Annotated in this window: 18 protein-coding genes; 4 read left to right on the top strand and 14 right to left on the bottom strand. The window is 44.9% G+C overall.

All coding sequences use genetic code 11. The features are described from left to right. Positions 1-54: 54 nt before the first annotated feature. The 5 genes from L3V35_RS13300 to L3V35_RS13280 form a co-directional block, all read right to left on the bottom strand. Entirely contained in the window at positions 55-1,869 is a 1,815-nt protein-coding gene (locus tag L3V35_RS13300; RefSeq protein ID WP_237300019.1) for a sodium:proton antiporter, read from the bottom strand. Between the two features lie 215 nt (positions 1,870-2,084). Then, the gene (locus tag L3V35_RS13295) at positions 2,085-3,284 is read right to left on the bottom strand and encodes a NupC/NupG family nucleoside CNT transporter (RefSeq protein ID WP_102445067.1); all 1,200 of its coding nucleotides are present in this window, start codon (positions 3,282-3,284) and stop codon (positions 2,085-2,087) included. A gap of 204 nt (positions 3,285-3,488) precedes the next feature. Further along, positions 3,489-4,409, bottom strand: coding sequence for a LysR family transcriptional regulator (locus L3V35_RS13290; RefSeq protein ID WP_004734177.1), 921 nt, complete (start codon positions 4,407-4,409; stop codon positions 3,489-3,491). Between the two features lie 170 nt (positions 4,410-4,579). Then, complete coding sequence (locus tag L3V35_RS13285) at positions 4,580-5,578, bottom strand: lytic murein transglycosylase (protein ID WP_017079489.1); 999 nt, start codon at positions 5,576-5,578, stop codon at positions 4,580-4,582. A 30-nt stretch (positions 5,579-5,608) separates the two neighbouring features. Next, positions 5,609-5,899 (bottom strand): YcgL domain-containing protein, encoded by a 291-nt coding sequence (locus L3V35_RS13280; protein WP_017079488.1) that lies wholly within the window; start codon positions 5,897-5,899, stop codon positions 5,609-5,611. Between the two features lie 221 nt (positions 5,900-6,120). Here L3V35_RS13280 and minC point away from each other — a divergent pair, with 221 nt between their 5' ends. The 3 genes from minC to minE are packed head-to-tail and all read left to right on the top strand — an operon-like array spanning position 6,121 to position 7,887. Continuing rightward, entirely contained in the window at positions 6,121-6,783 is a 663-nt protein-coding gene (gene minC / locus L3V35_RS13275) for a septum site-determining protein MinC (RefSeq protein WP_017084080.1), read from the top strand. A 21-nt stretch (positions 6,784-6,804) separates the two neighbouring features. Beyond that, positions 6,805-7,617 (top strand): septum site-determining protein MinD, encoded by an 813-nt coding sequence (minD, locus tag L3V35_RS13270; protein ID WP_009848498.1) that lies wholly within the window; start codon positions 6,805-6,807, stop codon positions 7,615-7,617. Positions 7,618-7,623: 6 nt separating this feature from the next. Then, a complete protein-coding gene (gene minE, locus L3V35_RS13265) occupies positions 7,624-7,887 on the top strand; it encodes a cell division topological specificity factor MinE (RefSeq protein WP_010436847.1) in 264 nt (87 codons plus the stop codon). A 113-nt stretch (positions 7,888-8,000) separates the two neighbouring features. Here minE and rnd read toward each other — a convergent pair whose 3' ends face one another. The 8 genes from rnd to L3V35_RS13225 form a co-directional block, all read right to left on the bottom strand. Further along, positions 8,001-9,119 carry a ribonuclease D gene (gene rnd / locus L3V35_RS13260; protein ID WP_032500282.1) on the bottom strand — a complete coding sequence of 373 codons (1,119 nt, stop codon included), beginning with the start codon at positions 9,117-9,119 and terminating at the stop codon, positions 8,001-8,003. Positions 9,120-9,263: 144 nt separating this feature from the next. Further along, positions 9,264-10,958, bottom strand: a complete 1,695-nt coding sequence (fadD, locus tag L3V35_RS13255) for a long-chain-fatty-acid--CoA ligase FadD (RefSeq protein WP_004734190.1) — start codon at positions 10,956-10,958, stop codon at positions 9,264-9,266. Between the two features lie 106 nt (positions 10,959-11,064). Beyond that, positions 11,065-12,021 (bottom strand): alpha/beta hydrolase, encoded by a 957-nt coding sequence (locus L3V35_RS13250; protein ID WP_237300017.1) that lies wholly within the window; start codon positions 12,019-12,021, stop codon positions 11,065-11,067. A gap of 47 nt (positions 12,022-12,068) precedes the next feature. Beyond that, the gene (locus L3V35_RS13245; RefSeq protein ID WP_065204983.1) at positions 12,069-12,629 is read right to left on the bottom strand and encodes a Slp family lipoprotein; all 561 of its coding nucleotides are present in this window, start codon (positions 12,627-12,629) and stop codon (positions 12,069-12,071) included. A gap of 39 nt (positions 12,630-12,668) precedes the next feature. Beyond that, positions 12,669-12,974 carry a hypothetical protein gene (locus L3V35_RS13240; RefSeq protein ID WP_017074520.1) on the bottom strand — a complete coding sequence of 102 codons (306 nt, stop codon included), beginning with the start codon at positions 12,972-12,974 and terminating at the stop codon, positions 12,669-12,671. 91 nt (positions 12,975-13,065) lie between these two features. Next, a complete protein-coding gene (gene tsaB, locus L3V35_RS13235; RefSeq protein WP_102422979.1) occupies positions 13,066-13,767 on the bottom strand; it encodes a tRNA (adenosine(37)-N6)-threonylcarbamoyltransferase complex dimerization subunit type 1 TsaB in 702 nt (233 codons plus the stop codon). A gap of 59 nt (positions 13,768-13,826) precedes the next feature. Next, entirely contained in the window at positions 13,827-15,755 is a 1,929-nt protein-coding gene (locus tag L3V35_RS13230) for an ATP-dependent DNA helicase (RefSeq protein WP_017080713.1), read from the bottom strand. A gap of 160 nt (positions 15,756-15,915) precedes the next feature. Further along, positions 15,916-16,116 carry a hypothetical protein gene (locus L3V35_RS13225; protein WP_054547191.1) on the bottom strand — a complete coding sequence of 67 codons (201 nt, stop codon included), beginning with the start codon at positions 16,114-16,116 and terminating at the stop codon, positions 15,916-15,918. 282 nt (positions 16,117-16,398) lie between these two features. Between L3V35_RS13225 and purU the strand changes: the two genes are divergently transcribed. Continuing rightward, the gene (gene purU, locus L3V35_RS13220; protein ID WP_017093523.1) at positions 16,399-17,232 is read left to right on the top strand and encodes a formyltetrahydrofolate deformylase; all 834 of its coding nucleotides are present in this window, start codon (positions 16,399-16,401) and stop codon (positions 17,230-17,232) included. Between the two features lie 178 nt (positions 17,233-17,410). On the opposite strand, the gene L3V35_RS13215 is transcribed toward purU, so the two are convergent. Next, a complete protein-coding gene (locus L3V35_RS13215) occupies positions 17,411-18,007 on the bottom strand; it encodes a VOC family protein (protein WP_017080714.1) in 597 nt (198 codons plus the stop codon). Positions 18,008-18,276 lie beyond the last annotated feature (269 nt).

Genomic DNA, 18,276 nt, shown 5'->3' with positions numbered 1-18,276 from the left:
ACTGAGCTATTCGTTTTTGATACAAAGCGACTCGCTTTAAATACAAAGCACTCACTACTTATCTGGAGTATCGATACCTTCAATCTCTTCCGAAGGCGGCAATAAACTAATGACCTGACACTCCGTTGATATGAGTTTTTCCAATTCAGAGCCTTGTGTCACTAAGCGAAAATCACCATCATTAATCACGCCAAGTGGAATCGCTTTAGGGTACAGGGCATTAAACTCATTAAGGTCAAACGCCTCGGTTAAACCCGTGCTCTTAATTTGGCTGCCTTGAGCCATCAAGGAGTTAAGTTTGGAATAGGTAACCCCTTCGGAAAACAGGCTTCTATTGCCATCACAGCTCACCTGATGCCTTTCATGTTTATTTTCTGAAGATTCAAGTTCAAACACCTTATTCTCACCAAACTCATCTTGATAGTGCATACTGACTAGTGGGTTGGTTTGACGATAAGGCGATACAATCATGGCACGCCCTATCCCATCCAATTCCAGATTATTTTCAGCATGGCTCGAAGCTGGATTACCGAAATAGACATTCAAGTTGTCCATGCGCGCTAAGCGAATGCTCTCCCAGTTGGTATCAGCAAGCACACTGTTGATGTTGTGTGTCGCCAGCACTTTGGCAAACTGACGTGAAAAATGAGTCGCACCAAAGAAAATAACCCCTTGTGCCTTCTCTTGAGTCACACCCAGCCTTCTAGCCCACCAACTCGCGGTTAGGCTCTGAATCACTACTGTACCAATAATGACCAAGAACACCATTGGCACCAGTAAATCTGCCCCTTCGATTAATTGCTTCTCTTGAAGCTTGATTGCAAACAGAGAAGAAACCGCGGCAGCAACGATCCCGCGAGGCGCCATCCAGCTCAAAAACCATTTATCTGCTGAAGTAAGATCCGTGCCGATCCCGCTGATCCACACACTCAGAGGACGAGCCACCAGCATGACGACCGCTAATAAGCCAATTCCACCCCAACCTATTGAGAGGAAAGTCCCCGAATCAAGCCTGCTCGCTAACAGAATAAACAACGCAGAAATGAGTAACACAGTCAGGGTTTCTTTGAATTCAATAATGTCTTCGAGATCCAAGCCTTTCACATTGGCGAGCCAGATACCCATGATGGTCACGGTTAATAAACCGGACTCTTCACTCAGATCATTTGAGAAAGAGAACGCCGCCAGCATTAATGTCAGGACCGCCACGTTACGCAAATAATGTGGAACCCAATGCCCTTGCAGCATCTTGGCAATCAAATAGCCACCGATGATCCCTAAGCCCAAACCAATGGCTAAAGTCAGCCCCAACGCCGACAGAACATGGCTTGTAGGATCGGCTGAAGAGACAATGTATTCGTAAACGAGAACGGCAAACAGAGCGCCAATCGGGTCAATCACTATCCCTTCCCAGCGCAAGATACTGCCTAGCGAAGATTTGGGTTGAATGCTGCGCAGCATGGGAACAATCACCGTTGGGCCGGTCACCACGACTAATGCAGCAAACAACGCCGCCAATGGCCAACTGAAATCGACAAAATAATAAGCCCCCACCACGATGCACGCCCATGTAATCAACATGCCGAAACTCACTAAGTGAGTCACCATGCGGCCATGGCCTCTGATTTCTTTGAAATTAAGAGTCAATGCACCTTCAAACAAAATGATGGCGACCCCTAATGAAATCAACGGGAACAGTACATCACCAAAAATGGCATCAGGATTAAGGATGTTGAGACCGGGACCTAATAGCAGGCCAACGATAAGCAAAGGAAGAATAGCGGGAAGACGCAAACGCCAACCAAGTAGCTGGCAAGCCAAGGACAAGAGTCCAATTAACGCCAAAGAAGAAGTGATCGACAAATCCATTTGTGCCCCTAAACATTTGTACCACACCCTGTGGTACAAACTTATTCACTGAAATAAGAAAGCCTACGTTCTTACACTATAGGCTCTCTTTATCATACTAAGCGAATATTATTGTGGTTAATCAGTCACTTTACTATAGGGAGAGCAAAGCCACGATTAGCTAACTGGGTGGTTACGGCCCAGTTAGAAAGTGCTTATAAGTCACCAATGATTACTTATAGAGAAAGCACCACGCCGGCAATCGCTGCGCTCATTAGGTTGGCAAGCACACCCGCACAAATTGCTTTAAAGCCGTATTGTGAGATGAAAGAACGACGCTCTGGAACTAAGCTGCCCAAACCGCCAATCAAAATGGCCATCGTAGAGATGTTGGCAAAACCACATAGCGCGAAAGTAACGATCGCTTTTGAGTGCTCACTCAGTGCGTCTTTTACGTCCATTAACTGGATGAAAGCCACAAACTCGTTCACAACGATCTTGTTACCGATCAGCGAGCCTGCAACCACAGCCTCAGACCACGGCACACCGATCAGCCATGCAACGGGCGCGAACACATAACCTAGGATAAGTTCGAAGCTTAGGTTTACGCCAAACCAGCCACCAACAATACCTAACAAGCCATTCAGCATTGCTATCACACTGATAAAGGCCAAAAGTGTCGCACCCACTGCAACGGCAATACGAAGTCCAGACATAGCCCCATCTGCCATTGCCTCAACTACGTTTGTTGCTCGTGGAATTTCAACGTCAGACTCAATATTTTCTTGAGCCTCATCTGCATTACCTGGTACCAAAATCTTGGCCATCAATAGACCAGCAGGAGCAGACATGAATGCCGCAGCGATCAGGTAGTTCAAATCAACACCAAGCGATGCATAACCGACTAGCGTGCCACCAGCTACAGAAGCCAAACCACACACCATGACGGCAAACAGTTGTGAATCCGTCATGTGCTTCAAGTAAGGTTTAACCACCAATGGCGCTTCAATCATGCCAACAAAGATGTTCGCCGTTGCAGACAGTGATTCCGCGCGACCTGTACCCAAGAACTTTTGCAAAGCACCACCGATAAGGTTGATCACCTTTGGCATAAAGCCGATGTGGTACAAACCTGAAATCAATGCAGAGAAAAAGATAATGATGCCGAGAACGTTAATAGCGAATACAAATCCGTTATTCGTTAGGCCACCAAATAGGAAGTTAATCCCCTCTTGACCGTAGTTGATCAAGCTAGACACTGCACCAGTGGCTGCATTCAGCACTTCTTTACCCATTGGCACATACAGAACCAGTAGGGCGAATGAGATTTGCAGTAAGAAAGCCAAAGAGACGGTTCTTAGCGGGATATTTTTTCTGTCCGTAGATAGTAACCAAGCGGTTACTAAAATAGTGATAATTCCAAGTAGGGAAGCCATGTGCGTCAACCTAAAGTTGTAGGTAGGAAAGGCGACGCATTCTATAGAGGAAATCGTTTGCGGCAAGTTGAGGTTGTTAATGTGATGTTGGTTGAATCACTCTTTAATAGTGAATTTCACTAAGTAATTGAATTTTAATAATTAACTTTGATTAAAAAACAAACTTTTTCCATATGGAAATTATATTTATAGATTGGGAAACAGTTAGCGGTGCAGTTCAACGCAAGTTTTGAGGTTTTTGTCCCAATAAGTCGGCGATCCGATATGATCTTTGATGAACTCAATCACTGCTGAAAGCTTCTTCGGCATGTTCTTTCTACTCGGATACACGGCATAGAATGGCATCAGCTGACTCGCTCGCCATTCCGGTAAAACTTGGATGAGCTTGCCCGTTCTAAACTCTTCTTTGACTAAGTAAGTCGCTAGGTAAGCAACGCCCCAACCTGATACTGCCGCGTCTCGTACCGCTTCAGCCAAATCCACCGAGTAATCGCCCGCCACTTTAACACTGAGATTTTCTTGGCCGTTATCAAATGCCCATGACGTGTAATCACGTTCACGGCTGCGGTAGATAAGGCAGTTATGGTCAATCAGATCAGATGGCACGTGTGGAGTCCCTGCCTTAATCAGATAATCCGGTGATGCGGCTACCACAAACTGGCTATCTGCTAAACGCTGCGCAATGTAACCTTCAGGCAAGTCTTCATTGTTAGTGATCCAGAGATCCAAGCGCTCCTCAATCATGTCCACTTTGTAATCGAACAAATGCACTTCAATTCTCAGCTGAGGGTAAAGCTGTCTAAGCTGGTCAATCGCTGGAATGATATGCAGTGTGCCAAATGACTGAGACAAGCCTATACGGAATATTCCAGAAATGTCGTCACGCTGGCTATCCATGTCCATTTGAGCCGCTTTCACCGTATTGAACAGCTGCTCACAATGCTGATAGAACACTTCTCCAGCTTCGGTTAACGTAAGGCTGCGTGTGGTTCTTTGCACTAACTTGATACCTATCGAATCCTCGAGCAAAGCAATTTGTTTACTGATGTGAGATACCGACACATTCAAGCTTTTTGCTGCACTGGTAAAGCCTTCATGCTTGATTAACGCATGGAATATCACCATCTGTGCGGCTCTATCTGTTAGCACAAAACCACCTTCTTAAATATCTGAAATATAAAATAAAAAGGACTCCGAAGAGTCCTTTAATCTGTTCTGCCTATAGTAGGCTAAATGCTATTCAAAGCGACCTAGTTCTATTAATCAGATTGAGTCTATTAATCAAATTAGGTCGATTAATCAAACTTAATTCTATCGGCTAGGTGGCTGACCGCCAACGCAAAGTAATAAGAACGATTCCACTTCATTAACACATTGTAGTTGTTGTAAATGAGGTACGAACGACCCGTTTCATCGTCCGGCATTATCAACCAAGCTTTGATATCTTCATCAAGTGTAGGCAGTGGGCGATCGTCATAACGCTTAATACCAAGTTCAGACCACTCTTTTAGGTATTTCGCTTTGTCTTCGTCTCGACCTTGCATCTCAATAGACACGGTTGATGGAACGTGAACCTGACGCCCCCAAGTATATTTGTCATCCCAACCCGATTGGCTGAGATAATTCGCCGCCGAAGCAAACACGTCTTCTTCAGTACCCCAAATATCTTTCTTGCCATCACCACTGCCATCAGCGGCGTAAGCTAAAAATGAGCTAGGCATAAACTGAGGTTGCCCCATCGCGCCAGCCCAAGAGCCTTTCATCTCTTTTGGTGCAATATGGCCTTGATCAAGTATCTTCAATGCCGCCATCGCTTCGCTACGGAAGAAGGCTTCTCTGCGACCTTCATAAGCCATGGTTGTTAGAGCATCAATAACACTGTAATTCCCCGTGAACTTACCAAAATTACTCTCTACACCCCATAGAGCGACAATGAATCTTGGTTGAACACCATATTCATCACCAATACGCTTTAACGCTGTGTAGTGTTTCTTATAGAGTGATCTCGCCTGCTTCACTTTCCAGTCAGGAACCGCACGTGGAATGTATTCATCCAGAGTCAGTTTCTTTTCAGGTTGGTTTTTGTCGGCTTTTACCGCTCTTGGCTTAAACGTCACACCATCAAAAGCTTCATCAATGATCGCTTCAGAAATACCTTCTTCACGACCTTGTTGCTTTAGTTTTTCTACATATTGCTCAAAGCTAAGCTCTTCAGCTTGAACCGAGCCAATGGTCAGGCTATTACCCAATAGTAATGCCGACACAGCCAATATGGTTTTCGAAAATTTACTCAACGATCACTCCTCCTTGAATTGAGGTGGCTATCACTCTTCGTCTTGACCTTTATTTTGAGCTTTACGCTCTTTATGAAGCTCAAGTTCGTTAACTGGTGGTGGCGGAACCTGCAAAAAGAAACCATCGGTGTTCAGTGATTCTCTCACTTTATCGATGTTCACTTGAGCCAGTTTACGGCCGTCCATTTTAATTACCATTACAAAACTAGGTTTACCAAACATTTGCATCAATGCGTCAGGAACTTGTGAAAAATCATCCTTCTTAGGGATATAAAGGTATGTTCCTTCTTTCTTTGAACTTTTATATATAGAACACAGCATGACAAACCTTTTTTAAATGTTTATGACTACAAAACTCTCACTTGCGAGATCAATAGTTTATGTTAGGGAAATATTGGGAACAAAACGTTCATTTGACAACAAGATTACTTGCTGTGCTTGGTTTGGGAATATAACATGATAAACCTAGTTTCAGGCAATGCCCTTTATTTTATTGATAAAGAAATTGTACCAATCCGCTATTGAGGTCCTGTAGTTTTTCGATGTCTAGTAACCCAGATCTAAAAGGTAGCAGTTTCACGCTATCTGTTTTGCACTTATCCGATGATCAAGTCGAAAATGCAGTGTCTTTTCTTCAAGAGAAGGTAGACCAGGCACCCACTTTTTTCGCAGCTGCGCCGGTTGTTATCAACATTAGCAAAGTCGCGGGCGATATAGATTTCGTGCAACTGAAAAATGGTATATCTCAAGCGGGCATGATCCCGGTTGGTGTGGCTGGCTGTTCAGATAAACGCATGCAAAACCTAGCCAGAGATGCAGGTTTTGCTGTGATGACAGCAAGTAAATCTCCTTCTCAAGCTCCGGCGAAGATGGCCCCGATAAAGGTGGTGAGAACCCCTATACGTTCTGGTCAGCAGGTGTATGCGAAAGATGGTGATTTGCTGATTCTTAGCCACGTAAGTGCAGGTGCAGAAGTGATTGCCGATGGCAGCATCCACATTCATGGCACGCTACGCGGTCGTGCAATTGCAGGTGCAAGTGGTCAAACTGAAGCAAAAATAATTTGTAATGATTTACAAGCCGAGCTGGTTTCCATTGCAGGAAATTACTGGCTCAGCGATCAAATTGAAAGCGAGTACTGGCAGAAGAAAACCATGTTCAGTATGGCAAACGATGTATTACACGTTGATGTCCTCGCAATATAAGAGAAATAAAAGGAAAACAGAATGGCACGCATTATCGTTGTAACGTCGGGTAAAGGCGGGGTAGGCAAAACGACCTCCAGTGCAGCTATTGCCTCAGGTCTGGCTTTAAAAGGGAAGAAAACCGCAGTCATCGACTTTGATATCGGTCTGCGTAACCTAGATTTAATCATGGGTTGTGAGCGTCGTGTTGTGTACGACTTCGTTAATGTTATCAATGGTGAAGCGACGCTGAACCAAGCGATGATCAAAGACAAGCGTACAGAGAACCTGTTCATTCTTCCTGCTTCTCAAACTCGTGACAAAGACGCACTAACAAAAGATGGCGTTCGTCGTGTGTTTGATGAATTGGATGAAATGGGCTTTGATTTCATCATCTGTGATTCTCCGGCGGGTATCGAGCAAGGCGCTCTGATGGCGTTGTATTTCGCTGATGAAGCGATTGTAACGACTAACCCTGAAGTCTCTTCTGTACGCGATTCAGACCGAATTCTAGGTATTCTTGATTCTAAATCTCGTCGTTCAGAAGACGGATTAGAGCCAGTGAAAACGCACCTTCTATTGACTCGCTACAACCCAGCACGTGTAACTCAAGGTGAGATGCTAAGTGTTGAAGACGTTGAAGAAATCCTGCACATCTCTCTACTGGGCGTGATTCCAGAGAGCCAGGCAGTACTGAACGCATCGAACAAGGGTGTGCCAGTTATCTTTGACGAAGCAACCGACGCAGGTATGGCTTACAATGATACTGTAGAGCGACTACTGGGTAGCCAAGTGGACTTCCGTTTCTTAACGGAACAGAAGAAAGGCATCTTCAAAAGACTGTTCGGGGGCTAATACGCAATGTCATTATTAGAGTTTTTTAGACCACAGAAAAAGACAACCGCAAACCTAGCCAAAGAGCGTTTGCAGATCATTGTTGCCGAGCGACGCAGCCATGACGACCCTGCACCGTCATACTTGCCGCAACTGAAAGAAGACATCTTGAAGTGTATTGCGAAGTACGTTGAAGTCGATCCATCAATGGTTGATCTGACATTCGAACATAAAGATGACGACATCTCAGTATTAGAGCTGAACGTTAAGCTTCCAGAAGAAGATCGATAAGTCGAGCCTGAGCTGTGCTTATCAATACTCAATAAAAAAGAGAGCCTAGGCTCTCTTTTTTGTGTCTGAAACTTTTATCTCTAAAGCATTCGTTGCTTACTACAAAACTAAAGTTACTTGATTGCTTTATTTAGCTTCTCGCCAACGACATCTAGGCGCCAACCTTGCATTACATCAGGCAGCTTCTCTGGGTTACGATCGTACTTCCAAATCCAGCTTAACACTTGGTTAAGTTGCTTCTTCGACGCCAAAAACTCAGTCGCTAAACCACTGTGTTGCGATGCTGTTTTCACTTCATCTTTCAACACTTTGAAAAGTTGCTTGTAACCAGGGTAGTCCATTAGACGTTCTACTGGCGCTGGGTACTCTTCTTCTGGCGTATGCTCAGCCAATTTCACGATTGAGCTGATCTTCGCACCATGGCGACGTACAGAGCGGTAATCAAACCCTTCCTGCTCCATATGCTTAGGATCTTTCATCGCGAAACGAGCTACGGCCCATAAGTCTTGTTCTTTAAAAACAAAGTTCAACGCTAAATCACGCTTAATCGCTTCTTTTAAACGCCAAGTTGCTAGAGGTCTTAAAATCGCTAGCTGTTGAGGTTTTAGCTGCCACGCGCCTTTAATATCAAGGTAAGCGTTGTCTGGGTTTGCTTTACGGATGCGCTTAGCCACTTGTAAATCAGACTCTTGTTGCGCCGCTTCCCACCAACCTGCTTCCATCACTTTTTCGAGAAGCTTGTTGTACATTGGCATCAAGTAGTGAACGTCTGCCGCTGCATAGTCGAGTTGCTTTTGAGAAAGCGGACGCGCTAGCCAGTCAGTACGAGATTCACTCTTATCTAGGTCAACACCTACAAACTCAGAAACTAGAGCCGCAAAGCCAGTTGAAAGACCGTGACCTAAGAAGGCTGCCATGATCTGCGTATCAACCATTGGTGTTGGCGTACAGCCAAATGCGTTCTGGAATACTTCTAGATCTTCGCCACACGCATGTAACACTTTCAGTACTGAAGTGTCTTTCAACAGCCCAACAAACGGGGTCATTTCATCAAGAGCAATAGGATCAATCAGTGACAGCGTTTCACCATCAAATAACTGAATTAAGCCTAATTGAGGGTAATAGGTTCTTGTACGAACGAACTCTGTATCAAGCATAACAACATCGGCTTCACGTGCTTGTTGGCAAACTCGCTCAAGGTCTTTAACTTGGGTAATGATTTGATAATCCACAAAAACTCTCACTGATTTTACTTTGATCGCCGGATACAAAAATGCCGACATTAACTGCCGGCATTCTAACACCATTTTTCAGCACTCGCTTAGATTAAGCGCTGCTATGGCTTGTGGTGCATCATCTTCTCGTAAATGAGCTCGTTACTCGCTTGCGCGTTTGGCAAGCTCTGCGTCGTTTTCTTCACGAAGCACTCGGCGCAAGATTTTGCCTACATTGGTTTTTGGTAGTTCTTCACGGAACTCAATCAATTTAGGGATCTTGTAGCCAGTTAGGTGTTCACGACAGTGCGCGATAATGTCTTCTTTGGTTAGGCTAGGGTCACGTTTTACCACGTAAATCTTAACCAGCTCACCAGACACTTCATGAGGTTGGCCGATAGCCGCAACTTCTAACACTTTGCCATGCAGAGCCACTACGTCTTCGATCTCGTTCGGGTAAACGTTGAAGCCCGACACTAGAATCATGTCTTTCTTACGGTCTACGATGTACAACAAGCCTTCGTCATCAAACTTAACGATATCACCAGTCGATAACCAACCGTCTTGGTCGATCACTTCTTTGGTCGCTTCTGGACGTTGCCAGTAGCCTTGCATCACTTGAGGACCACGAACCTGCAATTCACCCACTTGGTCATTACCAACCACTTTACCTTCATCATCAACAATACGAACTTCTGTTGAAGGTACTGGTAGGCCGATTGCACCTGTGTAGTCTTTCAGATCATATGGGTTACCCGTGACCAAAGGAGCACATTCGGTTAAACCATAGCCTTCAAGTAGGTGGACACCTGTCGCTTTCTTCCATTGCTCAGCAACAGCGCGTTGAACCGCCATACCACCGCCAACAGATAAACGCATATTACTGAAATCCAACTCGTGGAAATCTTCGTTATTGACTAGCGCATTGAACAAGGTGTTTACGCCAGTAATCGCGGTAAATGGAACCTTTTGCAGCTCTTTAATAAAGCCAGGAATGTCACGAGGGTTAGTAATCAGAAGGTTACGACCACCCATCTCAACAAACAGTAAGCAGTTCACAGTCAGTGCGAACACGTGGTAAAGCGGCAATGCCGTTACGACTAATTCACGGCCTTCTTGCAGAACAGGGCTGTATGCCCCTTTCGCTTGAAGTACGTTCGCAATCATATTGCGGTGCGTTAGGATTGCGCCCTTCGCTACGCCCGTTGTACCGCCCGTGTACTGTAGGAATGCGATGTCATCGCCAGCCATAAATGGCTTCACATACTGGAGGCGACGGCCTTTATGCAGCGCTTTTCTGAATGAGATAGCGCCCGGCAGATCGTACTTAGGCACCATGCCTTTTACGTATTTCACTACGAAGTCGACAATCGTACCTTTCGCTCGTGGCAGCATTTGCCCCAAGCTGGTTAGCACAACGTGTTTAACCGGAGTTTTATCAACAACTTTCTCTAGTGTGCTCGCAAAGTTAGAAACGATAACAATCGCCTTTGCACCAGAATCATTCAGTTGGTGTTCAAGTTCACGAGGCGTGTACAGTGGGTTGACGTTCACTGCAATCATACCTGCACGCAGTACACCAAAGAGTGCAATTGGGTATTGCAGCAAGTTTGGCATCATAAGCGCGACACGATCGCCTTTCTTCAGTTTTAGATCATTCTGCAAGTAAGCGGCAAAAGCACGACTACGCTCTTCAAGCTTACGGAATGTCATGATAGACCCCATGTTCTCGAATGCTGGTTGGTCTGCGTACTTCTGTACCGACTGTTCGAACATTTCAATAAGAGATGGGTACTGATCTGGGTTGATCGTCTCTGGTACGTCACTTGGATAACGTGAAAGCCAAGGTTTGTCCACTATGTTACTCCTCGTTTATCAGCTGACGACTGCTTCGCCGCTTTTTATCATTGCGGTATTACAGCACAGCTTTAGTGCATGAGCACTAAAAGGCTCAAACACTTGTTTAAATTTTGTTAACTACACCAAGAATTAGCTCTGAAACTAGCTCTGGGCTCTCTAAATGGCAATGATGTCCGCCAGGAACAGTCTCTATATTCAGAGAACTATGGGCTGATTTGTAGCGATTATGCTGCAAATGTCGGAATCCATCATTTCCTAAAACTATTAATTGAGGGCATTCAATAGCCGCCATGATCGCTTCAGCATGCGCTTGTGACATTCGATATAACGAGTCACATTTTAGGTTAGGGTCGCATCGCCATTGCCAAGAGTTATCAAACTCGGCACTACCTTGAGCTACAGTCGTTTGATCAAAAGCAGCTTGATTTACTGTCGCTTCCTCAAAAGCAACTTTAGCAACAACAGCTCGATCAACAGTACTTAGCTCAACGATTCCTCGTTCAACAATAGGAGCAATGAGTTCTGCTTTGATTTGATTGGCGTGAGCTCTCAGCTTAATAGCATCCTCAAGACTTGCCAGAGGACGTGAAGGCTTTCTTCGCTGTCGAAGACGACTGAGTACCCCATCTCTCAAACGAGAGACTGTTTCGTGGGGAGCTTCTGAAAGAGGTCCATGACCTTCAATTTGAATTAATCCTGACACCTTTTCAGGAAAGGCGGCACTATAGCAACTTGCGATCAATGCACCAAGTGAATGTCCTACCAGTACCAGTCTGTTTGGCGATAATTTAGTCACCAACTGATGCAAATCATCAATATAGTCGTGAAATGGGTAATAACTCCCCGGCTTATGCGACGAGAAACCGTGTCCGAAGAGATCGATAGCAACGAGGTGAGTATCTGGAGAAAGCTTGGCTATTTGCGGCATAACCTGAGTGAAACTTGCAGAATTATCTAGCCAACCATGAATAAAAACGACCGTCGTTGCGGTCGTTTTCGGGTTGCCAATCTGTTGTGTTGCAAGCGTCCCGCTCGCAAGGGAATATGACTTTTCAATCATTGATTGTATGGTGTCCCTATCGTTTAGTGTGTCGATTTCAGGTTCGACTATTCCACATCTTGAATCACACGGCCTGACTTAGGCATGGTTTGAAAGCTGCGACAATGCAAACTGCGGCAAGAGTAATAGGTTGGCGCAAAATCGTTGATGACCACTCGCTCGGTGATCTGCCATAAGCGTTGGTTGTAGACATTCATTACTGGGAAGGTATAAGGATATTCACCAACGGTGCCATCTTCAGTGCCATTTGATGTTCCAACTAAGGTGATTAAACGGCCTTCAGCAAAGCTCAAAGGTTCTACGTAACCATCAATGTAACCAACAAAACGCCCTTTTGGCTCGGCATCAATATCTGGTTTACCGTTACTTGAGATAGGTAAGTTAACCACTTCAACACGAGTCTTATCTTGTAAGTTAGTGACTTTAGCTATCACACCACCTAAGCGAACATCACCAGCGTCTGGCACTGTGTTTACCCACTCTTGGTAGTCCGTCACGACTTGTTCAGAGTTTGCATTAAGTTCTTCAGGCAAAGAGGAGCAGCCCATCACCATCGAAGAGAAAGCGACAAGGAAAAATAAGCGAGATTTAGAAATGAGAGAAAACATAATGCTGGTCCTTAGAACAGGATAAATAAAAGCACAAAGCTAGATATAAATATCGACCCCAATAAGCTTCGCAAGTTCCTCTTTTTTAGCTTGATTCATCACATCCATATACTCTTCCATCGCACGTCGTCCACGCCCTTCTGGAAGATCATATTGAACCTGAGCTTTGTGAATCTCAGATTCTTTGACTTGGCGAATGGAATGCGAGACAGCATTCGCGACCTTAGTTGGCTGACCAACTGAGGTTTTTGCATCGCCTTTTTTTACCTCGTTCTTTTTATTGGTTCGATTGGTTTTGGATGTGTTGCCTATCGAAGAAGGAGGTAAGCCGTTTATTGAAACCATGCTTAAGGAATTTTGTACCTAATTTTAATGATTTTGTATCTGTTTTAATTTTGGCTCTGCAAAGTGAATGCAGAACCAAAATAATACGTATTTACTCGCGACCTGGCAGTTTCTTCCACGTCACTTTGTCACGCAGGTAAACTGGCTCAGACTCTTCAGCTGCAACCGCTTTGCCTTCTGCATAAGCAAATTGAGCAAGGAACGCCATATCTTGAGCTTCTGGGAACAGCACTTCACACGCTTTGGTGTTGATCGCTAGTGTGTCCATATGCTCTGCATACGCTTCCCACCCCGTACCTACTTTTGCCCATGTCTCAGAATCCGCTTCAAGCTGTGCAGCCAATTCGCTTGGTGGTGTAACACATTCAGCATCAACTGCAGTCCAACGACCGTCTTGTTCACGGCTGTAGCGAGCCCAATATACTTCGCTCATGCGAGCATCAATCGCTGTTGCTACGTGAGTTTCACCAAATTTACGGTAGCTGCCTTGCGCCATCGCTGCCAGTGTAGACACACCGATCATCGGTAAATCAGCACCAAAAGCCAAGCCTTGAGCAATACCGATACCAATACGCACACCCGTGAAACTGCCTGGGCCTTGGCCAAACGCGATTGCGTCGATATCGGTTAAAGCGACATTCGCTTCTTTCAGTACTTCATCAACCATAGGTAGAATTTTTTTCGTATGGTCTCGAGGAGCCTCTTCGCTACGTGCGAACACCTGGTCACCTATTACTAGTGCAACTGAACAGTTTTCAGTTGCGGTATCTACTGCAAGAATTTTCGCGCTCATTCGTGTCTCAAATATTCGTTATCTAATCTAAAAATAATGGCTAAGCTCAACAATGCCAATTACTCAGCAGCGGTTGAATGGTCTTTAGCTAAGAATTCTCTAATGATCCCTAAGTCACGGGTACGTGGGATAGGCGGTAAACTCGCCAAAAACACACCACCGTAATCGCGGGTCACCAAGCGGTTATCGCAAATAATCAAAGCACCATTATCACGCTTATCACGTATTAATCGGCCAACACCTTGTTTCAAGGTAATCACTGCGTCTGGTAACTGTACTTGTGCAAAAGGATCACCCCCTTTTAGCTTACAGTCCTCAATTCGAGCCTTAAGTAACGGGTCGTCTGGGGCGGTAAAGGGTAATTTATCGATGATAACACAGCTTAATGCGTCGCCCCTAACATCGATACCTTCCCAGAAGGCACCAGTGGCCACCAGCAATGCGTTACCTAACTCCATGAATTCGGCTAAGGTTTTTTGCTTACTGGTCTCACCTTGTAACAGAACTGGAACCGAGAGCGTTTCACGGAATCGCTCCCCCAACTCTTTCATCATGCTGTGTGAGGTGCACAAGAAGAAACAGCGACCTTGGTTTTGCTCAATCACAGGGGTCAACATTCTTACTAGCTTATCCGCTAAGCCCGGGCTATTTGGTTCGGGAAGATAGCGAGGTACACACAAACGCGCCTGATTCGGATAATCAAAGGGGCTCGGCAATGAAAACTGTGCTGACGGTTTTAACCCGAGTCGAGAGGTGAAATGGTCGAAATCATCCGACACCGCTAGCGTTGCTGAAGTAAACACCCAAGCACCCGGTTTAAGCTCGATTTGTTCGTGGAATTTATCGGCAACCGAAAGAGGCGTGATGTGCAAAGCAAAGTGGCGTGGCGTGGTGTCATACCAATAAGAATAACCGGTAATCGACACGTCACATACACGTTCAATGCGCGATTTGATCATAGTGGCACGTTCAAAAGCCGTGTCTAATAACTGGCTTCGACCCAATGCTAATTTCAATACATCCACAGCCAGCTGCAACGCATCTTGTAAACGCACTAGCTCTCTTGCAATCGACTCTGACTTCAACGCCTCACGCCAGTTACCGCGAAATCCTGTGTCGCCGAGCACAATACGTAGGTCAGCAGCTGATTGAATTAGCCTCTCGCCAACCTTTTGCAACTGACGCATGTCTTTGGCTTCAGTGCGGTAAGCAATTTCAATGTCTTTAGCTAGTTCTTGGATTTGTCGGCTTGATACTGATTGTCCAAAGTACTGACTGGCGATATCTGGAAGTTGATGCGCTTCATCGAAGATAAACACATCAGCCTCTGGAATAAGCTCACCAAACCCGGTTTCTTTAATCGCTAAATCCGCAAGAAACAGATGGTGGTTTACTACGACCACATCCGAATCCATCGCTTTTTTGCGCGCTTTCAGCACAAAGCAATCGGTGTAGCTTGGGCATTCTTTACCTAAGCAGTTGTCGTTGGTTGAGGTAATAGTTGGAATAACTGGGCTATCTTCAGCAATGTCATCACAATCGCCTAAGTCACCAGTTTGAGTCGCCGAAGACCAACTGCGCACTTTCACCAACTGCGCTAACAATGTTGGATCGGTATGAGTGCCATGACTTTCGATCATCTGGCGGCTCAAGCGGTCTAAACACAAATAGTTTGAACGACCTTTCAGCAGGGCAACCTGACCATAAAAGCCAAGCGCATCAACCATTAATGGTAAATCCCGATGGAACAGCTGCTCTTGAAGGTTTTTAGACCCCGTACTGATAATAGTTTTCTTACCACTTAGCAGCGCTGGCACGAGGTAAGCAAACGTCTTACCGGTACCTGTCCCCGCCTCAACAACCAATTGGCTTTGTTGCTCAATGGCCTGTGAGACCGCTTCAGCCATGTCCAGCTGAGCTTGTCGTGGTTGGAACCCAGGGATCGCTTTACCCAGAGCACCATCAGCAGAAAACGTTTTAGATATCATAGAGTACGTGGTTTAGAAAAATAGAAGGCGAATTATGGCAGGTTTAGTGAGCCGGCGCGAATCAGAAATGACTGCGCACCGGAGGTGTCTATCGAATAGAACATGGCAGGCTAAGTCCTTCTTACCAACCTAGCCCAAAACAAATGAAAGGGTTGTTTAACTACTTGCGATTCAAATAACGAGATAACCAAGGCGCACCAGAAAAACCGGAATCACTTGGTTGCATAGCTTTAGCAGCATCAGTCGGAGAGGCCTTGTTTTCCCACATTTCATCAAGAACGTTGCCGTCCACCTGAACATCACCCACTAATGAATTTACACGCTTACAGTACAACTTTTTCGCTAGTAACTCTTTATCCATAAATGATCACCTATGCATGGCTGAAATGTTGGCTCGCTCTAGTGAAACTTGACCGAGAATATCGGTTAAAACCGTCAGAAATCTAACCTCTACCTGAATTTATTAAGCTTCTCAATTTATTAATCCCCTAAATGAACGGTAGATTTTGTTGAAACCAAATTGATAATAGATTAATTATAACGGTGATATTGCGGCTCAGTTCACCGTTCGACGGCCTGCATTAAATTTGAAGAATCCCGATTTCATATAATAAGTGCAACATTTCATGGAAGTAAGATGCAAATGGAAAGAAAAACTTTATTAACACATTGTACTGACGCCCCAGGCCTCATCTCAAAGATCACCAACATTTGTTACAAGCACCAACTCAATATTATTCACAACAATGAGTTCGTTGATAACACTAGCGGCCACTTCTTTATGCGTACCGAGCTAGAGGGTTACTTCAATGACGAAACCTTGCTTGCCGATTTAGACCAAGCGCTGCCAGAGAATGCGAAACGTAAGCTGATGGGCTCTTCTCGTAAGCGTGTCGTGATACTCGTGACTAAAGAAGCTCACTGCCTTGGCGATATTCTAATGAAAAACTTTGATGGCAGCTTAGATGTCGAAATCGCAGCGGTGGTTGGCAACTACGATACTCTGCAAAGCTTAACCGAGCGTTTTGATATTCCTTATCATCATGTTTCTCACGAAGGATTAAACCGTGAAGAACATGAGAAGAAGATGCTTGAAGTGATTGACCAGTACGAGGCGGACTATCTGGTGCTTGCTAAATACATGCGAGTGCTGACTCCGGGGTTTGTTGAAAAGTACAACCACAAAATCATCAACATCCACCACAGCTTCTTACCAGCATTCATTGGTGCTAAACCATACCAACAAGCTTATGAGCGCGGCGTAAAAATCATTGGCGCAACAGCGCACTTCGTGACAAACGATCTCGATGAAGGGCCAATCATCAAGCAAGACGTGATTCCAGTGGATCACAACTTCAGTGCGAAAGACATGGCTCAAGCGGGTCGTGACGTAGAGAAGAACGTGTTGAGTAAGGCTTTAAACAAAGTGATCAATGATCACGTGTTTGTTTACGGTAACAAGACTGTGATTCTGTAAGTCGCTTATTTAAATAATACTTCCAGTTAGAACCCAATAAAAAACGCGCAACAGGGTTAACCCATTGCGCGTTTTTTGTATCTGGTGATTAGACTAGCTTTTAGAGATTCCCAACTACGCTCCTTCGTCGCTATCGGGAATGACGAAGTCGGGAACCTCCAGCTATTCTCGGCTCAAATTAAGCCTGTTCTGACTCAACAATCTTCTTCAAAGAGTGTGGATGCAGCTTGATGCAAATACCTTGATGCTTAAAAGCTACCGTTGGGTTATTCAAACGTTCACCCTCGCCTTTCGGGCTAGAGAGTTTTATCTTAATACCTTGCTCTGCCAGAGTTTCGAACTTAGCAGCGAACTGCGGGTAAGTTTCTTTAAGATCCGCTAGATACTCATCAGCCGTTTGCGCGTGAGAAGGAATCACAAACTCGACATGTTCCCAATCTTGGCTTGGATAAATTTTACCTTCTGCTGGATATGGCAACTCTAAGCACTCAATCTTCCAACCAAGGCTTTGCAATGGCTCATCGAAAGCCAACACCACAATTGGACGGCCATTGATCATCGCTTCTGAAATTGTAGAGCCATATTCAGACCAAGCCAGATGTGCTGATTTCGCAAGCTCAGTTTCATTGATTCTTAATGCAATATGATCCGCTTGAGCAAAGCTTAAATCTAAACCCAATGCATTTCCTAGGTTCTCAATTTTCGCCATAAACGTATCAAGGCGCGCAATCATTTGTTGTGGTTCTAGTTCGGCTTGCTTCAGGCTCATCGTCATTGTCTTTGTTCTCCAAATAATGGCTGCATGGTATCAGTTTTACTTTCAGCAACAAGCGTTGCTTTTACAAAAAAACGTTCAAAAAGTACGGTGTCTTACTTTCCTAAATAGACAAACTTGGCTTGGTCAAAGTCGATTGTCAAAAACCCCTCAGGAAATGTTAATTTTCTATCAATTCGACCTATAAGAAACCCCACAAAATTGGTATGATTAACGCCATTTTTGTGAACTTAAACAGAGTCTGTTGTTCATTTCGGCATTAAATCGTT

Origin of the sequence: Vibrio sp. L5-1 (assembly GCF_021728315.1) — a bacterium.
Lineage (GTDB): Bacteria > Pseudomonadota > Gammaproteobacteria > Enterobacterales > Vibrionaceae > Vibrio > Vibrio splendidus_K.
This window is presented reverse-complemented; position numbering and strand designations above follow the sequence as displayed.

Bases quoted from the DNA above. Each gene is read 5' to 3' on its own strand.
- minC (WP_017084080.1), top strand. From the start codon at position 6,121: ATGTCTAGTAACCCAGATCTAAAAGGTAGCAGTTTCACGCTATCTGTT.
- L3V35_RS13250 (WP_237300017.1), bottom strand. From the start codon at position 12,021: ATGATTGAAAAGTCATATTCCCTTGCGAGCGGGACGCTTGCAACACAA.
- L3V35_RS13215 (WP_017080714.1), bottom strand. From the start codon at position 18,007: ATGACGATGAGCCTGAAGCAAGCCGAACTAGAACCACAACAAATGATT.
- minE (WP_010436847.1), top strand. From the start codon at position 7,624: ATGTCATTATTAGAGTTTTTTAGACCACAGAAAAAGACAACCGCAAAC.
- L3V35_RS13295 (WP_102445067.1), bottom strand. From the start codon at position 3,284: ATGGCTTCCCTACTTGGAATTATCACTATTTTAGTAACCGCTTGGTTA.
- L3V35_RS13225 (WP_054547191.1), bottom strand. From the start codon at position 16,116: ATGGATAAAGAGTTACTAGCGAAAAAGTTGTACTGTAAGCGTGTAAAT.
- L3V35_RS13300 (WP_237300019.1), bottom strand. From the start codon at position 1,869: ATGGATTTGTCGATCACTTCTTCTTTGGCGTTAATTGGACTCTTGTCC.
- L3V35_RS13230 (WP_017080713.1), bottom strand. From the start codon at position 15,755: ATGATATCTAAAACGTTTTCTGCTGATGGTGCTCTGGGTAAAGCGATC.
- L3V35_RS13290 (WP_004734177.1), bottom strand. From the start codon at position 4,409: ATGGTGATATTCCATGCGTTAATCAAGCATGAAGGCTTTACCAGTGCA.
- minD (WP_009848498.1), top strand. From the start codon at position 6,805: ATGGCACGCATTATCGTTGTAACGTCGGGTAAAGGCGGGGTAGGCAAA.
- purU (WP_017093523.1), top strand. From the start codon at position 16,399: ATGGAAAGAAAAACTTTATTAACACATTGTACTGACGCCCCAGGCCTC.
- tsaB (WP_102422979.1), bottom strand. From the start codon at position 13,767: ATGAGCGCGAAAATTCTTGCAGTAGATACCGCAACTGAAAACTGTTCA.
- L3V35_RS13240 (WP_017074520.1), bottom strand. From the start codon at position 12,974: ATGGTTTCAATAAACGGCTTACCTCCTTCTTCGATAGGCAACACATCC.
- L3V35_RS13280 (WP_017079488.1), bottom strand. From the start codon at position 5,899: ATGCTGTGTTCTATATATAAAAGTTCAAAGAAAGAAGGAACATACCTT.
- L3V35_RS13245 (WP_065204983.1), bottom strand. From the start codon at position 12,629: ATGTTTTCTCTCATTTCTAAATCTCGCTTATTTTTCCTTGTCGCTTTC.